Origin of the sequence: Sorangium sp. So ce375 (assembly GCF_051473855.1) — a bacterium.
In the GTDB taxonomy this organism is placed as follows: domain Bacteria; phylum Myxococcota_A; class Polyangia; order Polyangiales; family Polyangiaceae; genus Sorangium.
In genome coordinates this window covers 12,659,720-12,677,498 of record NZ_CP150335.1, presented here as the reverse complement: position 1 = coordinate 12,677,498, position 17,779 = coordinate 12,659,720, and the positions used below count along the sequence as shown (strand labels likewise).

Sequence of the window (17,779 nt, the reverse complement as noted above, 5' to 3'; positions counted from 1 at the left end):
ATCGTCCGTCCGCGCTGAATCGAGCGGCGCACGACGGTCTACAAGACACCTTGTGCCAGCCGACATGACGTCAACCTCTCGACGAGGTTTGCGCGGCGCCGGCGCTCGCATCGGCTGGAGGGGCAGGAAACCCGAGTATCTTTCCCCTGTGAGATCACCGAGCACCCGCGGCACGTGTTCTGCGGCCGCGCCGCGATACGTTCCCTCGTGGACGCGCGATGAGGGTGCGCAGGGCTCCACGGCGCGACAGCGCGAGCAGGGCTGCCGGCACAGGATGGCACCACCGCCATGCGCGACGCGCGCGTGAGCCCACGAGAACCTCGAGCCGGTCGTTCGAGTCGCCGTCGGCACGGTGTCTGCACACGCCCGTGCAGAGCTGGACCGCGTCGGGTCGCTCGAGGAGGAACTTCGATGCCTTATTCTCGCTTCACCGCGTTGACTCTCGCCGTCATGGGAGGCTTGGGCGCTCTCGGGTTCTCCCGTCCGAGCTCTGCCTGCTCTCCTCCGCCGGACGGGCCCTATGTGTCCAACATCCCGAGCGCCGTGCCGCTGGATGGGGTCATCGTGGCCCTAACCCGCTGTTACTCAAGCTGTCCGGCGAGCACGCCCGGGCTCGTGGTGAAGGACAAGGACACGGGCGAGGTCCTCACCGGCACCCAGGAGGAGGTCGCCGACGTGCCCGCGCGCGGGGACGACAGATTGCTCGTCTTTCGCCCCGCGGCCCCGCTCGTGAACGGCCACAAATACGAGGTCACGATCGAGGGACAGAACATCAGCGCCGAGCCCTGGGAGATCCAGGCCAGCGCCGCTATCGACATGAACGTGGGCGCCATGCCCATCCAGGCCAACGTCGGCCTGGCGGAGCGCTGGCACGGCGAGACGAGCTGCTGCACCGCCGATCGGGGCCCCGGGAGCTGCGGTCTGGAACAGGCCTGCGTGGCCGAGGAAGTGGAGCGTTACGTCACCGTCTCCCTCGATGCGAGCGGAGGGTCGGACCACGGCGTGAGCCAGCACGTGCAAATCTTCACCTTCTCGAGCCCGGACGGGGAGGTGCTCGACAAGAAGACGGTCTGGGGAGGGTACGTGAGCCAGACATACGACGTCGCGGCCACGGAGTACTGCTACCAGCTCACGTACAAGAGCCTCGTCGACGGCACGACGGTCGAGAAGGAGCGCACCTGCGTTCCGCACGGCAACGCGGGCGCGACGGGCGTCTTCCCGGCCAACGCGGCGCAGCTCCGCGAAGCCGTCGAGGCGTGCGCTTCTCCGCCCGAGGGCTTCGAGGAGGCCTGGTGCAGCGCGAGGGCGGCGTACTGCGGGACGCACCGCAGCCTCTGCGCCGACGATGACACGAGGGCGTGCGAGGACCCCGGTTCGGGTGCCGGCGGCTCGGGGGGATCCGGGGCGGGTGGTGGCGGTGACTCTCCGGCGGACCCGGAGGACGAACAGGTCATTGTCGGCTGCTCGGTGAGCGCGGGCCGCGGCGCATCGTCGGGCTGGGCGCTGCCCGCGATCGGGCTCGCGCTGTCCCTCGCGAGCCGCGCGCGGCGGCGTCGCGACAGCCGCTGAACTGGCCAAGCGCACCGTCGCAGTCGACCCCGCGCGGCGCGAAGCCGCCCGCTTCGGGCGGCGCTACTGGGCCAAATATCGGCGCCTTCGTACGCCTCGATGATGCTCTCCACCGCGCCGCGACAGGCGGTCCACGCAGCTTGGGCTCTCGAGGCAACGCCCGAAGATGAGCCCCGTCGAGGCCGCGCCGTTCGCGAAGTCACCCTGGTATGCGAGCTCGAACAGCGCGATGTGGCGCTTGCCGGAATCGCGGAAGGGCTTCCTCGAGAGGTCCATCCCCCACGGGAGCATCGGCGCATCTGGCCTCGATCAGCGCGATCAGGCGGCCTTCGGCGCGCGGCGCCGCCGCACGAGCGCGGCGAGCGCGAGCGCGAAGAGCGTCGCGCCTCCGGTGCGCTCCTCGCCGCCGGCCGTCCGGCAGCCGCAGCCATCCGCCGAGCTGCCCGGGCCGCCGCCGCTGCTCGTCGTCGACACGCCGGTCCCGGGCTCGCCGCCTCCTCTGCCGCCGGTCCCCGCCGCCGGGTCGCCGCCCGCGCCTGCATTGCCGCCGCCGGTCCCCGCCGCCGGGTCGCCGCCCGCGCCCGCATTGCCGCCGCCGGTCCCCGCCGCCGGGTCGCCGCCCGCGCCCGCATTGCCGCCGCCGGTCCCCGCCGCCGGGTCGCCGCCCGCGCCCGCATTGCCGCCGCCGGTCCCCGCCGGGTCGCCGCCCGCACCTGCATTGCCGCCGGTCCCCGCCGCCGGGTCGCCGCCCGCGCCTGCATTGCCGCCGCCCGCGCCTGCATTGCCGCCGGTCCCCGCCGGGTCGCCGCCCGCGCCTGCATTGCCGCCGCCCGCGCCTGCACCGCCGCCGCCGCCCGCGCCTGCATTGCCGCCGCCCGCGCCTGCACCGCCGCCGCCGGCCGCGCTCGCTTCGCCTCCACCGGCCGCGCCCGTACCGCCGCCGCCAGCAGCACCACCGGCGCCGCTGGCCCCGGCCGCCCCCACGCTCCCGCCCGCGTCGCCATGACCGCCGCTGCCGCCTGCACCGCCCGCTCCGGAGCTCGACGGCTCGGGCGGCATGGTCCCGTCCGCGGTGAAGAGGTTCAGCTTGATCGCCGTCCCGAGCCTGTCGATATCGCTCGTCTGGTACGCGACGATCCCGCGCGCGTTGCCGGTCGAGGCAACTACGGCGCTACTGAAGCCCTGGTTGTTGAAGGTGATGCGGCCGCCGTCCGCGGCGTCGCCCTCTATCGGATCGAGCGCGCGGTCGAAGCGCCGCAGGCGAAGGGAGAACCCGCTGCCGTCTTCGTCCGGGCCGCGCACCACGACGCAGAACGCCTCGCCGTCGAACAAGAACGCCGAGACCGTGCGATCGGCGGCGGCGGTCACGAGGACCTTCTCCGTCCCGGCCACCGGCAACCCGCTCTCGGCGTCGACGAACACGCCTTCCCAGTCGCCCGTGCCGACGTCGCGGCTGATCACGGCGATACGGGTTCCGTCCGACGCAACGATCGGAGCCGTATGATTTTCGGCGATCACCGTGCTGCGGAGCAGCGAGCCGGTCTGCGAGCGCACACGCACGGCGGCGACGCTCGTGATCAGGTCGCGCTCCACCGTGCCGACATAGAGGAATGTGCGCCGCTCGGGCGGGAGCGCGTAGTCGGCGGCGACCCGCGGAGCCGACTTCCAGGTCACGCCAAGACTCCGGATCCGCGACTCGCCCGCAGGCAGCGGGTCGGGCGCGACAACGTCGCCGTCGCTGTCGAAGCGGGCGTGATAACCGTTCCACGCGACGCCGTAGTAGCTGCCGCCCCAGGTGACCTGGGCCCGGGCGCTGTTCCCCGTATCGTAGGCCACCCCGGCTTTCTCCACGCCGAGCGTCCCGGTGGCGCGCACCTCGCGGGCGCGATACCGAGTCCCGCCGGCCACGGGCGCACGCCACAGGACCAGGTAACTGCTGCCGTCGGAGCTGACGGTGGGATCGTAGCCGATGCCGATCGGGAGGGGGGGATCGTCGAGGTACGCGCCCGTCGCCGGATCGATGCGCGTCGCCAGGATCTCATACCCATACTCGAGCGTGCGCGACTCCCGCGAGAATACCACGAGGGAGCCATTGCCGTTCGATGCGACCGCCGGATCCATGCGGGGGTAGGTCCGGAAAGACACTACCCTGTCCGGGCCAAAGCTCGTGGGGTAACCGGCCTGGACCCTGCCCGTGCGCAGGAAGGTGTCATCGTTGACGAGAAAAACGCTCTCGCCGAGCGGATGGAGCTCGAACGTCGGGTAGTGGAGGATCGCCGGAGCGAGCTCGAAGGCGATCGTGCGAGGCGACGTCCCGTTGATGGGCAGACCGGTCGTCAGGTCGACGCGGATCGCGTCCACCTTGCGAGCGTCGTAGCCCCAGCTCGCCACCACGTCTCCGCCGAGGTTCGTCACATCGACGACGCCCGTTGTCACCGTGTTCCGTAGGGTCCGGAGCAACTTCGCTCCCGTCAGCTCGTTGAACGTGTCGTCGGGATCGAGCACCTCGCCCGTGGCGGCATGAATGCGCGAGCCCTGGACAACGTCCGCCACGGCCCACACGAGCTGATAGACGCCGTCCTTGTAGACGCCACGCGTCAGCCTCGAGTAGCCCTGGCTGTAGCGAGAAATCACGAACGGGGCCGGATCGAGGGCGGCTCCGGTAGCCTCGCTGATCCGCAGAGCATTTCCGTAGCCGACCACGAGGTACTGCCCCTCCCCCGGGATCAAATCGTCCATCAGGGTCGGAGTGAGCGGAAAGATGACGGGATCGCCCACGGGGTTCAATTCCGCGTCGTAGAGGCGTACCTCGCTCTCCGATCCGGCGGAGGGCGTGAGGAAGAGATAGCTCGCGTCCGTCGCAGCGACGAGCGTCGGCGCAACGGCGGGCAGGCGCGGCGTCGGGTCATCGAGCACGCGGCCGTCGCTCCCGCGGATTCTGTAGTAATGGACGCTGTTGTCCGGGTGATCTCGAACGGTCACGACCAGAAATTCGTCGGCGCGCGCCACGACCTTCAGCACCGACTCGCCCCTACCCAGCCGGATGCGCGGCGTGTCCACGAACGCCCCGGTCCCGTCGATACGCGTCGCGAGCACGTAGGCGCCCGTGGTGGAGAACCTGTACGCCGCCAGGCAGCGCTGGGACCCGCACGCGAACTTGAATGGGCCCGGATGCGAGAGATCGAAGTCGGTCGGGTAGTCCTCCACGTCGAACGGCCCTGAAACGCGGACTTCGAGCGCGGACGCGGCCTGTGCCGTCGGTTCCTGCCGATCCGCCCCGCAGCCCATCGTCGCGAGCACGGCAGGCAACCACGAGGAGATTGAGAGAAAACGAAGTGCTCGTTGCATATTTCCAGATTATGCACACCCCCGGATCGCACGTCCAGCCGACGACCTCCACCCGGTAGATGTGGGCTGAGCGGGGCGCCCGCCACCGGGCCGCATCGCGGGCAGCGGCGGCGTCGCGACCGCCGCTGAACGGTCCAGGCGTGCCGTCGCAGTCGACCCGGAGCGGCGCGAAGGCAGAAGAGCACGGACATGGGCTCCCGGATATGCTGCCGCGACGCGAGCGCTCATGACCACCCCCCCGATCGCCCCAGCACCGACGGGCCCCGGCGCCCCCGCCCTGCGCCCTTACCAGCGCGCCGCCGTCGACGCCGTCCTCGCGGCCCGCAGGCGCGGCGTCCGGCGCATGGTCGTGTGCCTGCCGACCGGCGCTGGCAAGACGGTCATCTTCTCCCATCTCGCCCGCCTCGCGAGGCGGCAGGTGCTCGTCCTCGCCCACCGGGAGGAGCTCCTCTTCCAGGCCAAGGACAAGATCGAGCGCGCCCTCGCCGGACAGGCCACGGTCGCCGTCGAGCAGGGCGAGCTCCGCGCCCCGCAGGACGCGCGCGTCATCGTCTGTTCGATACGCTCCCTCCACGAGAAGCGGCTGGAGCAGGTCACCCGCGGCCGCGATATCGGCCTCGTGATCTACGACGAGTGCCACCACGCACCCGCCGAGGACAACCGCCGCGTCCTCCGCCAGCTCGGCGCATTCGACCCCGCGTGGACTGGCACCCTCCTCGGGTTCACCGCCACGACGGCGCGCGGCGACGGCAAGGGCCTCGACGATGTCTTCGAGGCGATCGTCTACAGCCGCTCCCTCCCCGAGATGATCGCGGACGGCTACCTCGCCCCGCTCACCGGCTACCGCGTCGCCACCGCCACCGACCTCTCCCGCCTCGACGCCGGCGGCCTCGACTTCGCCACGGACGAGCTCGAGGAGGCCGTCGACATGGACGAGCGCAACGCGCTCGTCGCCCGCTCGATTCAGGAGCTCGCCCGCGATCGCCGCACCATCGCCTTCTGCGTCACGGTCGCGCACGCCAGGAACCTCTCGAAGGCGCTCAACCACCTCGGCGTCCGGGCCGCCTATGTCCACGGCGACATGCCCTCCGATCTCCGCGGCCGGATCCTCGCCGATTTCCGGGAAGAGCGCGTCCAGGTCCTCACCAACGTCGCTGTCCTCACCGAGGGCTTCGACGACCCTGGCGTCTCCTGCGTCGCGATGGCCCGCCCCACCCGCTCGGACGGGCTCTATGCCCAGTGCGTCGGGCGCGGCACCCGCCTCCATCCAGGCAAGAAGGATTGCCTCATCCTCGATTTCGTCGACCTCTCCTCGCTCCAGCTGTGCACGCTCCCCTCGCTCTTCGGCATGCCGCGCGACCTCGATCTCGAGGGCAGGGACGCCGCGGAGGCGAGCCGCTTCTTTCGGCAGGTGACCTTCGATTATCCCGGGTTCGAGGTCGAGGCGGGCCGCATCACGCTGCGCGAGATCCAGGAGCGCGCCGCGCACTTCGATCCGCTGAGCCTCCGCGTCGACCCCGAGGTGATGGCCATCTCGCGCAATGCGTGGGCATCTCTCGGCCGCTTCGGGCTCGCGCTCCATTTCGAGAGGAAGCCCGGCGCGATCAGCGACGTCGTCGTCCTTGCCCGCGGCGCTCGCGGGAAGCGGTGGCACGTCCTGCTGGACGGCAAGCAGGTCGAGCGCTTCTCCACCCTCGAGGAGGCGGTGGCCGCTGTCGATTACGAGGTCGCGCGCCGCGGCCCCGCGGCCGGGGCATCGGCGCGCCACGACGCGGCATGGCGCAGGGGGAAGCCCCCCGTGCCCCTGCCGGCCGAGCCCCCGAGGGGCCATTCCCCGCCGAGCACCATGGAACAGGCCTTGATCCTCGCGGTGTGGGCGAGGGTCACCGCGCCGCGCGAGCAGCGCTGACAAGGCCCTTCATCGCGACGCGACGATCTCCTCTTTGCCATCGCGTTCCCGGCCCTCTCAGCAGCCGCCTTCCTGATCGCCGCTCGCTTCGCGGGCGCCTCGCCCCGCTTCCGCCCCGGCCTTTCAATGCCCGACCGCATGACGTAGCATGCGGTCATGTCATTCGGCGTGAACGTCCTCCGGAAGCTCATCGAGCTCGCCCACGAGCGCGTCAGCAAGGACGAATCCGTTATAAGAAAGAAGCTTCGCGATCACTTCGCGCTGGACCCCGCAGCGCTTCCCATCGTGGAGGCGAGCTTTCCGGAGTACGACCGTCCGAACGTCCAGGTCGCGCTCGACGGGATGCTGGAAGAGGGGGGACGATCGCACGCGCTCCTCGGGCTCATTGGACGCGGCGCCTACGACCGCATTCGGCTCGGGCAGCTCGCCACCGCGACCGAGGCGGGCCTGTTCGAGGGTGGCCCCTCCATCGGCCCCGTCGAATACAAGACCGTCGATCTCGATGCAGGCCAGAAGGTCTCGTGCCTTCAATGCGGCCTTCTCCTCGTACACACCCCCGAACGCCTCGCCGTGCTCGTCGGCGGCAGCGACAGACCATGGGACGGCGGCCTCACGGTCAGCGTCATGGCGCCGGAGCGCGAAGCGGGCGAGCGCTTCCTCGCAAAGCTCCGCCAGACGATGCGCGAGCGCAACGTCTACCGCGGCAAGGTGGTGTCGCTCGACCAGGTGGACCGCGGCACCATCGCGGTGAGCTTCCGTCCGTTGCGAGAGGTCGGAGAAGGGGACCTCATCCTGCCGGGAGACCTGCTCCGGCGCATCGAGCGCTCCACGATTCGCATTTCGGAGCACGCGCGCCCCCTCCTCTCCGCTGGCCGGCACCTGAAGCGCGGCGTTCTGCTGCACGGGCCTCCGGGGACCGGGAAGACGCTCACAGCCATGTATCTCGCGAGCCGCATGGAGGGGCGGACGGTCATCTTGCTGACGGGCCGTTCCCAGGGCCTCATCCGGCAATCGTGCGCCATGGCGCGCTTCCTCCAGCCCGCCACCGTCGTGCTCGAGGACGTGGACCTCGTCGCGGAAGATCGCACGCGGCCGGACCAGTCATGCAATGGGGTGCTCTTCGAGCTCCTGAACGAGATGGATGGCCTCGGGGAAGACGCTGACGTCCTGTTCCTCCTGACCACGAACCGCCCGGATATCCTCGAGCCTGCGCTTGCATCGCGACCCGGCCGCGTCGATCTCGCCGTCGAGGTGCCGCTGCCGGATGGCGAAGGCCGCCGCAGGATGTTCGAGCTCTACGGACGTGGGCTGACGCTCAAGGGGGTCGATCTGCCCCGGTGGATCGCGCGCACCGAGGGGGCGAGCGGCGCGTTCATCCGCGAGCTGCTCCGCAAGGCGGCCGTCTTCGCCGCCGAAGAGGGGCAGGAGATCGTGGTGGACGATCGGCACCTCGACGACGCGATCCGGGAGCTCGTGTTGTGCGGCGGCGGTCTCACGAAGAGCCTGCTCGCAGCACAGAAGATGACCGAGTGAAGGTGATCGCCCGGCCATCGCCACGGGCACGGCCGCGCGCGGCTCGCGCTGATCACCGACGGCTACCTGGCGAAGGAGCTCGGGCCGCGGACGCTCAAGATCCCCTCTTCGCGGTCGCCTTCCCGGGCCTCTTCGCAGCCGGTTTCCCCGCCTTCTTCGCCGGTGTCTTCTTCGCCGGCGCCTTCTTCACCGGTGCCTTCTTGACCGGCGCCTTCTTCGCCGGCGCCTTCTTCGCCGGCGCCTTCTTCGCCGGCGCCTTCTTCGCCGGTGCCTTCCCTGCCTTCTTCACCGGCGCCTTCCTCGCCGCCTCCCTCTTCGCCGGCGCCTCACCCCGCTTCCGCCGCTCGCCCGGCACCTTCCCGATGCGCGGATCGCCAGACCGGATGAGCGCGCAGGCCCGCAGGGCGGCTTCCTCGAAATCGGGCGCGTCCGCCGGGAGCACCTGCCAGCCCGTCACCCCGCTCCCGAGCACCTCGATGCTCCGCATGTTCGGGAACTCAGGGCGCAGGGCCGCGTGGTGCTCCTCCGTCGTGGCGAGCCAGACGCCGTTGTCCTGCGCGGGCGCGGGCTTGTCGCGCAGGATGAGGACGATCTTGTCCTCCACATAGACCGCCACGCATCCGAACATCGGCCGCGTCTCGGGCCCGAGCGGGGCGAGCGCGTCGAGCACGAACTCGTGCGGTACGGGCTTGCGCTTCCTCGCAGCGAACACCTCCTCCGCCGACGCGACTCCGCCGCTCCTGCTGCGCTTGATCATGGCGACCAGGATAGACGAAGCGGCGGCCGCCCGCACCGCCAGGCTGGTGCCCGCACGACGCCCCGAGAATACCCGAGGGCCGGAGCCCTGCCGAGAGGACCGCGGCGCGACAGCCCAGCGATGCTCCAGCCGCCGTGAGGCTCCAGCCGAAGCGGACGGGGTTGACACCTGCCCCCGCCCGGTGACACTCCACCGGTGGAACATCGGACGGTCTTGATCTCGGGTGCGAGCATCGCCGGTCCCGCGCTCGCCTTCTGGCTCGCGCGCCACGGATTCCGACCCGTCGTCGTGGAACGCGCCAACACACTCCGGCTCGGCGGGCAGAACATCGACGTCCAGGGCGCGGCGCGGAAGGTCGTGCGCCGCATGGGGATCGAAGGTGACATCCGGGCCGCCACGACGGGGGAGCAGGGGCTCCGCTTCGTCGACGAACACGACGTGACCAGGGCCGAGTTCCCCGCGGAGAGCTCGGACACCGGTGGGTTTACCAAGGAGCTCGAGATCCTCCGCGGTGACCTCGCCAGGATCCTCTACGACCGCACCCGAGACACGACGGAGTATGTTTTTGGCGACCAGATCACGGGCCTCCGGGACCACGGCGACCGGGTGACGGTCTCCTTCGAGCATGGCGCCGCGCGCGAGTTCGACCTCGTGGTCGCCGCCGATGGCATCCGCTCGCGAACCCGTACGCTCATCGTCGGGGATGAGCCCAGGATTCGCCCGCTCGACCTGTATGCCAGCTACTTCACGATTCCCCGCGGAGCATCCGACGGCGCATGGGCTCGCTGGTACCACGCCCCCGGCGGGCGATCGATACTCCTGCGTCCAGACAATACGGGTACCACCCGGGCGTCGCTCTGGTTCCTGTCGCCCCCGCGCGGCTATGAGACGCTGAGCGTCGCCGAGCAGAAGACGGTCATCGCGCGCGTCTATGCCGACGCCGGCTGGGAATCGCCGCGGGTGCTCGCGGCGATGGCAGACGCCGAGGACGTCTATCTCGACGCGGTCAGCCAGGTCATGGCGCCACGCTGGTCGAACGGTCGCGCCGCGCTCGTGGGTGACGCTGCGTACTGCCCGTCGCCGGTCAGCGGAATGGGCGCGAGCCTCTCTCTCGTCGGCGCTTACGTGCTCGCGGCAGAGCTGTCGCGGCACGCCGACCATCGAGACGCCTTCGCGGCTTATGAGAAGCTCATGCGCCCCTATGTCGACCTGGCCCAGAAGCTCCCACCAGGCGTCCCCTGGATCGCGCACCCGAGGTCGAGGCTCGGCGTTTCACTCCTCCACCGGGTCCTCTGGCTCGCTTCCACTCCCCTGTTGCAACGCCGTGAGGGGTGGTTCGGCTCCTCCGCGGCCGATGAGATCGAGCTCCCCGACTACTCGAATGGAGGCTGACGGCCGCGTGACCCTGGCAGCAGATCTCGCCGCGGCTCTCGACGACCTGGCCGTTCGTTCGAGCCGACCAGGAGCGCAGACGATGTAAATCTCTCTGGAGCGCATCGATGTGGTGCTCGAATCGAAGGACGGCCGTGAGCGCGTCGTTCAGAACGGATGGCAGAACGACCGCGTCGACGCCAAGCTGTCGGAGCCATGGCGATCGGCGGCGTCAACCACGTGACCCTCGCGGTGCGAGACCTCGACCGCTCCGTGCATTTCTACGTCCAGGTGCTCGGCGCGAGGCGGCGAGCGCGGTGGGCCAAGGGCGCATATCTCGAGCTGGGGACGCTCTGGCTCTGTCTGGAGCTGGACGCGCGCGCCGTTCGGCAGGTCGACGACTCGCACCTCGCGTTCTCGGTCGATGCACGGGGGTTCGCCTCCCTGCAGGAGGCCATTGGCCTGAGCGGAGCCCGGATCTGGAAAGAGAACCGCTCCGAAGGGGCGTCGCTCTACTTCGAAGATCCGGACGGACACAAGCTCGAGATCCACGTCGGCGACCTCCGGACGCGCCTTGCGTCCTGCCGCGACGCCCCCTACGAAGGGATGGAGTTCTTCGATGACGGAGAGAGCGAGACCCCGGCGACGTGATCCGGGGCCCGTCCGGCTCGCGGCGCGATGCGCCCGGAGCCCAACCTGGATCATGGCCGTCGACCGGCGACGCGATGCGATGCGAAGAGGCGAAGCCGCGGTCCGCCCGGCAGGAAGAGCAGCGGCTCTGCCTCGCGCAGGAAACGCACGGCGGGCGTGCGACAAACGAGCAGAATTATTCCATTGCATTGGCGAGAAGTCCAACCTGCGGGAGGCGCTGCTGCACGTTGCTTCCCGGGCGCGCCCGCCGGCAAGGTGAGGGTGGAGAACCACGTGAACGCGCTCCAGTAAGGTGCAGCGGCAGCCAGCGAGGGAGGAGAGCGTATGGCAACGAGAGCGAAAAGGATCCTGGTCATCGGCAAGAGGGCCGATGTCCTCGAGCGGGGCGTGGCAGCGCTGAACAAGCAGGGGCACTCGGCTGTAGGCACGTTGAGCGCGTCGCCGGACACGGAGTTTCACGCCGGCGACTTCGACCTCATCACGATCGGCGGCGGCGTGGACGCCGCCGCCCGGGAGCGCCTCCACGCGCGCTTCAAGGAGCAGAACAAGGACGTGATGGTGCTGGACGTGTACGCCCCGATCGCCGGCCAGCAGATCGCCTGGGCGCTCAAGAGATCTTCCGTCGAGGGAGAGCTCGGGAGCGCCTTCTCGGTGACCGAAGGCAATGACGCGTTCGTCGCGCGCGCGACGGTCGAGCGCGCCTGCACGCTGCGCCTCGAGATCTACAGCTACCCCGGCTCCGCCCTGGAGCCGGAGATCGCGCGCATCGCCGACACCTCCGTCACCCCGGGGACGCACGAGTTCAGGGTCGAGGAGGAGCTCGCGCGTGACGGGTTCATGGCGGTGCTGACCTTGAACGGCGAGGAGCACCACCTGCACCGCCTGAAGCAGCACCCGGGCTGAGCCGCGCGGCGCGCGCGTCGACCGCGAGCCCGCGACACGGCCGCCGCGGCGCCACACCCCCTCGGCGGCATCACCCCACGTGCGATGCAAGCCCTCGTGGGTTCGGCTTCGAGAACTATCGCGTTAAATAGCGCAAAGGAGCATGAAGTTCACGCATGCTCTGCCCAACAGAGCGCCTTCCGCGTCCGGCGACGGTCCGATAGCGGGGAGCGCGAGCCGTCACGTCCGCCCCGCCGGCCAGAGCCGGACGATGAGCGCGCCGGCCGCGGCCGACGAGGCGAGGACCGTCACCGAGAGCCAGCCCCATTGGGCGAAGAGCACGCCGCCCAGCGCGGCTCCGGAGGCCATACCGACGAACATGCCCGAGACGAGCACGGCGTTGACACGGCTGCGCGCGCCGGGGTCGATGCCATAGACGATGGTCTGATGCGCCACCAGCGCGGCCTGGATGCCGAGGTCGAAGGCCACGGCGCTGGCGCCGAGCAGCCACAGCCGTCCCTGGACCGACAGCATGGGTGACAGCGCCATGGCGGCGAAAGCCACCATCGCCAGTCCGGCGCCCATGCGCGTCACCCGTTCGGGCCCGCTGCGGTCGGCGATGCGGCCGGCCAGGGGCGCCGCCACCGCGCCGGCCGCTCCGGCCAGGCCGAAGGCGCCCGCCACCGCGCTGCCGAGGTGGAACGGCGCGCCGTGCAACATCACCGCGAGCGTGGACCAGAACGCGCTGAACCCCACCGACAGCAGCCCCTGGGCCAGCGTCGCGCGGCGCAAGGCGCCGTGGCGCCTCCACAGCTCGGCCAGGGAGCCGAGCAGCGCGGCGTAGCCCAGCTGCGTGGTCGGCTTGAAGCGCGGCAGGCTGCGCCACACCGCCGCGCCGAGCAGGGCGATGCTCGCGGCGGCGGCGACGAACACCGCGCGCCAGCCGAAATTCTCCGCCACGAACCCGCTGATCACGCGGGACAGCAGGATGCCCAGCAGCAGGCCGGTCATCACGGTGCCGACGACCTTGCCGCGGTGCGCCTCGGGGGCCAGCGTCGCGGCGGCGGGCACGATGTCCTGCGCCAAGGTCGCGGCGAGGCCGGTGACAAGGCTGGCGACCAGCAGCGTGCCGATCGCGTGCGCGGCGCCGCCCAGCAGGAGCGCAGCCGCCAGCACGGCGGCCTTGGCCAGGATGATGCGCCGCCGGTCGTAGCGGTCACCGAGCGGCGCGAGCAGCAGGATGCCCAGCGCATAGCCCAGCTGGGTGAGGGTGGGCACGAGGCCGAGCGCGCGGCCCGTGGCGCCGATCTCGGCCCCCAGCACGCCGAGCATGGGCTGGCTGTAGTAGATCGAAGCCACGGCCAGGCCGGCTCCCGTGGCCAGCAGCAGCACCAGGGCGGCAGGCAGGGGCGGCGCGGCGGCGGCGGGCGGCGATGGGCTGGCGGCGGTCGTATGCATCAGCGGAATGGTCTGCATGATACACCGAGTTTGTGCAGCGTCGCTCCGGCGCTGTAGTGGCGTCGAACGCACAACGGTCATACCATCGACGTATGACCAGGCCGGCACCACCTTCCTCCCTGTCGCTGGACCGCATCGCCTTGCTGCAGACGTTCGTGAGGATCGTCGAGGCGGGTAGCCTGTCGGCCGCGGCCACCTTGCTCGGAACGACGCAGCCTACCGTGAGCCGCCGCCTGCAGGCGCTGGAGCGCTCGCTGGGCCTGCCGCTGCTGCAGCGCTCCACGCACACGATGAAGCTGACCGAGGACGGCGAACGGTGCTTCGAGCGGGCCAAGGCGCTGATGGCCAACCTGGAGGCGTTCGCGTCGGACATGCGGGGCGACCGCGACCAGCCCGACGGGACGCTGCGCGTTGTCGTGCCGCACGCGTTCGGCCAGCACCAGCTGGTCAAGCCGCTGGCCGACTACCTGCGCCGCTACCCGCGTGTCTCGGTCGAGTGGCTGCTGCACGACGGGCCGCCGAGCTTCATCGCCGACGGCATCGACTGCGCGATCGTGGTCGGCGCGGTGGCCGATCCGGCGGTGGTGGCGATCCGCCTGACCGAGGTGCCGCGGATCGTGGCCGCCGCGCCGTCGGTGCTGGGCCGGGCCGCGCCGCCGGTTCATCCGTCGGACCTCGCCGACATGCCTTGGCTGGCATTGCGCACCTACTACCGCAACACGATCGCGCTGACCCATGCGTCGGGCGGCGAACGGATCGAGCTCTCGATCCGCCCGCGCATGAGCACCGACAGCCTGTATGCCCTGCGCAGCGCCGCGCTGATGGGCCTGGGCGTCTGCGTGGCCTCCTCATGGCTTTTGGCCGACGACCTGGCGCAGCGGCGGCTGCTGCACCTCGCGCCGTCATGGCAGGCGGCGCCGCTGCCGGTCCACCTGGTCTATCCCCATGCCCGCTTCTATCCGGCCCGCCTGCGTCGCTTCATCGAGGTGATGCGGGAGTCCGTGCCGACGGTGGTCGACGGCGCGGCGGCGCGGCGCGGCTGAGCCGCCGCCTCACGCGACCGATCCGCCCTGGCAGCTCACTTGCCGCATCTGAGCGTGCTATGTTCCGGCTCGCTCGCTCTCCTCTGCTCGATGAATAGACATTCACCATGAACCCCGCCTCCTACGATCCCCGCAGCTCAGCTCGACCATCAGCAGGCTCGCGGCCCGTAACGACGCTGACGCTGCTGTATGGCGGCATCATCATCGTGCGAATATTGCTGTACGCTGGCCGATACTTGGCACCTGAGGCGCTGCAACCAGCGGTCGACAAAGCCAACTGGGCACAGGTCGCGCTGCTCGTGGCCGGAGTCATCGTGGGAGTGACCTGGCTCGAGAAGGCGTGGACGCGAGTACCGGAGCCAGCGCGCTTGACCTACGACAAGCGGCGCGTCGCCCCTGCGACGGCCGTCTCGAGGTTGTTCATCCCACTGTACGGTCTGTACTGGATGTTCATCGCGAATGTCGGCCTGTGCGGCGCCATAGAAAACCACGCTCGTCGACAAGGCATCGAGCGTCGCGCGCCCTCGACCGCTGCGATGGTCGCGTGCATCGCGCAGATCACGCCGTACGTCGGCTTTTTCTTCGGCCCGCTGTTCTGGCTGCCGTTCATGATAAAAGTAGACCGAGCCCAGCGTGAGCTTGAGGACTGAGCACCACGGCGATCGCAGAGAGTGAACGGCATGGCGAAGCTTCACGAGATCCGAGCGGACTACGACGCGGAGACCATCGTCATGTACCAGGCCTACGCGCCCGCGATCGCTGAGCCCGCGCTCGCTGCCCAGCGCTTCGTCGCGCCGTTCTCGTTCGGTCGCATGACCTGGATCAAGCCGTCGTTCCTCTGGCTCATGCACCGCAGCAACTGGGGGCGAAAGGCCGGGCAGGAGCAGGTCCTCGCCGTCCGCATCCGGCGAGCGGGCTGGGAGCGGGCGCTCTCGCTCGCCGTCCTCACCTCACCGGAAGCGACGGTGTTTCGCTCACCGGACGAGTGGAGCAAAGCGTTCGCCGAGGCCAAGGTCCACATTCAATGGGATACCGAGCGGAACCTCCGAGGCGGCCCGCTGCCTTACTACAGCATCCAGGTCGGCATCGGCCGCGATCTCATCCGCGAGTACGCAGAGAGCTGGGTCGTCGCCATCGAGGACCGAACGCCCCTGGTCCGGAAGATGTACCAGCAGATACAGGCCGGCCACTCGGACAGCGCGGCGAAGCTGCTACCTCGCGAGAGGCCGTACGCGGTTGACGAGGCGGTCGCCAAACGGCTGCTCATCGACCGGTGACGGGACGCGGCGCCCAACCAAGCAATGCGTGCGCAGCGTCGCTTCGCTCGGCGCAGCGCACAGCGGCACACCCGCAAGCTGCTCGGCGGACGAGCCCTGGACCTGCCGAATACAGAGGAGCATGCTCGTATTTCTTCATACAGCCCACGTCCACATCGAGACCTTCAGCCGTCTTGTACGGGACGTAGACGCCACGATTCCGGTCCGGCATGAGGTTCGGGAGCGCCTCCTTGCGGATGCGCTGGCGGCCGGCACGATCACGGACGACATCCGTTCGGCTGTCGCCGCGGTCGTTCAGGCGCTCGCCGATGGCGGCGCGAAGGTCATCGTGTGCACCTGCTCGACCCTCGGCGGCGTCGCGGAGGCGGTCCCCGTCTCGCACTGCGTCGTGATGCGGATCGATCGCCCGATGGCAGAGCAAGCCGTCGCGAGCGGCCGCCGGATCCTCGTCGTGGCAGCGCTCCGGAGCACCCTCCAGCCCACCGGGGTGTTGCTGCGTCAGATAGCCTCTGACGCGGGGCGCTCGATCGAGGTCGTCGAAGTCCTGTGCGGGCGAGCATGGCGGCTCTTCGAGCTGGGTGACCACCCTGGCTATGCCGGCGAGATCGCCGAGACGATCGAGGCGACGGCGCTCCCTGGCGATGTGGTGCTCCTGGCTCAGGCGTCGATGGCCCCCGCAGCCGAGCGGGTCCGCCACCTCGGGATCCCTGTTCTGAGCAGCTCGAAATCAGGCGTGGAGGCTGCCGTGTCGAGGTATCGCCTGCGGTGACAACCAAGCCCCGGTTCGGCGACCCGGCGCCATGGCGGCAGACCCGGCGGCGCCGGGGCTCCACCAGCCCTCAACGGTTCGCGCGTCCGCGAGCCGCCATGGCGCCGCCACCTGCTCGCCGCACACGCCTACTCCGTTTCCCCTTGGTTTCAGCCTCGCCCGCCCCTGGTACGCGCTCTGCCATGGACGCCCAGCATGGGAGACGCTGACATCACCTTGCGCCACCTCGCCCGCAGGCGCCCCGAGGAGCTGGTGCGCGCCCTCGTCCCCGAGGGCTGCCCCATCGAGGTCCTCGGCTGGGTCGACAGCCAGGTCACCAGCATCGAGCGCCGCCTCGACAAGGCCCTGCGCCTGCGCATCGACGGCGAGCCGCGGGTGCTCCACGTCGAGTTCTGCTTCGCGCTCCGCGACGACGTCCCCGATCGGGTCGTCGAGTACCTCGGCTTCCTCTTCACCGCGCTCCGGCGAGAAGCTCCCCGCCAGCCGGTGCCGCCCATCGAGAGCGTCGCCGTGGTCCTGTCGGGTGGTAAGCGGCGCTTGCCGGCGACAGGCCAGCGCCGCATCGCCTGGCCGGGACGGCCGTTCAGCGGCGTGCGCTTCCGCATCGACGCCGTCTACCAGCGCACGGTCGCCGAGCTGCGGGCGCGTGGCAGCATGCTCTGGCTGGTGTTCACGCCGCTCGCGCGCGACGCGACCGCGGCGGCGCTCCGGGAGATCGTCGCGGAGATCCACGCGCAGGCCGCGAGCGCCGAGGAACGGGCCGAGCTGTATACGGCGCTCCTGGTGATGGCCACGATCGATCCCTGGGGGCATACTCTGTACAAGGAGCTGGTCGAGATGGTGGAAGACAAGGAAGAGGGGCTGCTCCGGCGCACGCCGATCATCGGCGAGATGATCAGCGAGGCCGAGCAACGGGGCGAGCAGCGCGGGGAGCAACGAGGGGAGCAACGGGGCAAGCAGCAGGCGATCGTCGAGCTGCTCGGTCGCCTCTTCGCGCGGCGGCTCGGCCGGCGACCGACCGCCGAAGAAGAGCGCTCGATCCTCGAGCGAGCCCGCACGATCGGCCCCGGCAACGTAGAGGATGCCTTGCTCGATCTCGAGAGCGAGGAGCTTGTCCGCTGGCTCGCGGAGCCGATCCGCACACCGTGAGCTCCACATCCGGGCAGGCGAGCATCGGACCAGACGGAAACTGAGGAGCATGCTTGCCAGGCG

The 17,779-nt window shown here is 70.2% G+C and carries 14 protein-coding genes; 11 read left to right on the top strand and 3 right to left on the bottom strand.

The genetic code is table 11. From position 1 onward, the window contains the following. The first annotated feature begins 411 nt into the window (after nt 1–411). Complete coding sequence (locus tag WME90_RS47105) at nt 412–1,569, top strand: hypothetical protein (RefSeq protein ID WP_437278664.1); 1,158 nt, start codon at nt 412–414, stop codon at nt 1,567–1,569. Between the two features lie 318 nt (nt 1,570–1,887). Here the strand turns inward: WME90_RS47105 and WME90_RS47100 are convergent, their stop codons facing one another. After that, on the bottom strand, nt 1,888–4,869 hold the full coding sequence (locus WME90_RS47100; protein ID WP_437278663.1) for a hypothetical protein: 2,982 nt from the start codon (nt 4,867–4,869) through the stop codon (nt 1,888–1,890). A gap of 274 nt (nt 4,870–5,143) precedes the next feature. Between WME90_RS47100 and WME90_RS47095 the strand changes: the two genes are divergently transcribed. Both WME90_RS47095 and WME90_RS47090 read left to right on the top strand, forming a co-directional pair. Then, nucleotides 5,144–6,826 (top strand): DEAD/DEAH box helicase, encoded by a 1,683-nt coding sequence (locus tag WME90_RS47095; protein ID WP_437278662.1) that lies wholly within the window; start codon nt 5,144–5,146, stop codon nt 6,824–6,826. Between the two features lie 156 nt (nt 6,827–6,982). Then, nucleotides 6,983–8,359, top strand: a complete 1,377-nt coding sequence (locus WME90_RS47090) for an AAA family ATPase (RefSeq protein ID WP_437278661.1) — start codon at nt 6,983–6,985, stop codon at nt 8,357–8,359. 94 nt (nt 8,360–8,453) lie between these two features. Here WME90_RS47090 and WME90_RS47085 read toward each other — a convergent pair whose 3' ends face one another. Continuing rightward, entirely contained in the window at nt 8,454–9,116 is a 663-nt protein-coding gene (locus tag WME90_RS47085) for a hypothetical protein (RefSeq protein ID WP_437278660.1), read from the bottom strand. 195 nt (nt 9,117–9,311) lie between these two features. Between WME90_RS47085 and WME90_RS47080 the strand changes: the two genes are divergently transcribed. From WME90_RS47080 to WME90_RS47070, 3 genes are all read left to right on the top strand, one after another. Further along, nucleotides 9,312–10,508 (top strand): FAD-dependent monooxygenase, encoded by a 1,197-nt coding sequence (locus WME90_RS47080; protein ID WP_437278659.1) that lies wholly within the window; start codon nt 9,312–9,314, stop codon nt 10,506–10,508. A 195-nt stretch (nt 10,509–10,703) separates the two neighbouring features. Next, nucleotides 10,704–11,138, top strand: coding sequence for a fosfomycin resistance glutathione transferase (locus WME90_RS47075; RefSeq protein ID WP_437278658.1), 435 nt, complete (start codon nt 10,704–10,706; stop codon nt 11,136–11,138). 324 nt (nt 11,139–11,462) lie between these two features. Further along, nucleotides 11,463–12,041 carry a hypothetical protein gene (locus tag WME90_RS47070; RefSeq protein WP_437278657.1) on the top strand — a complete coding sequence of 193 codons (579 nt, stop codon included), beginning with the start codon at nt 11,463–11,465 and terminating at the stop codon, nt 12,039–12,041. Nucleotides 12,042–12,260: 219 nt separating this feature from the next. On the opposite strand, the gene WME90_RS47065 is transcribed toward WME90_RS47070, so the two are convergent. Beyond that, nucleotides 12,261–13,496: an MFS transporter gene (locus WME90_RS47065; protein ID WP_437278656.1), complete on the bottom strand. Its 1,236-nt coding sequence runs from the start codon at nt 13,494–13,496 to the stop codon at nt 12,261–12,263. Between the two features lie 74 nt (nt 13,497–13,570). On the opposite strand from WME90_RS47065, the gene WME90_RS47060 reads away from it, so the two are divergent. From WME90_RS47060 to WME90_RS47040, 5 genes are all read left to right on the top strand, one after another. Further along, nucleotides 13,571–14,521, top strand: coding sequence for a LysR family transcriptional regulator (locus tag WME90_RS47060; protein ID WP_437278655.1), 951 nt, complete (start codon nt 13,571–13,573; stop codon nt 14,519–14,521). Nucleotides 14,522–14,628: 107 nt separating this feature from the next. After that, complete coding sequence (locus WME90_RS47055) at nt 14,629–15,171, top strand: hypothetical protein (protein ID WP_437278654.1); 543 nt, start codon at nt 14,629–14,631, stop codon at nt 15,169–15,171. A 30-nt stretch (nt 15,172–15,201) separates the two neighbouring features. Then, nucleotides 15,202–15,798 (top strand): DUF4291 domain-containing protein, encoded by a 597-nt coding sequence (locus WME90_RS47050; protein WP_437278653.1) that lies wholly within the window; start codon nt 15,202–15,204, stop codon nt 15,796–15,798. A gap of 28 nt (nt 15,799–15,826) precedes the next feature. Next, nucleotides 15,827–16,567 carry an aspartate/glutamate racemase family protein gene (locus WME90_RS47045; protein WP_437278652.1) on the top strand — a complete coding sequence of 247 codons (741 nt, stop codon included), beginning with the start codon at nt 15,827–15,829 and terminating at the stop codon, nt 16,565–16,567. 195 nt (nt 16,568–16,762) lie between these two features. Further along, nucleotides 16,763–17,716 (top strand): hypothetical protein, encoded by a 954-nt coding sequence (locus tag WME90_RS47040; protein WP_437278651.1) that lies wholly within the window; start codon nt 16,763–16,765, stop codon nt 17,714–17,716. Nucleotides 17,717–17,779 lie beyond the last annotated feature (63 nt).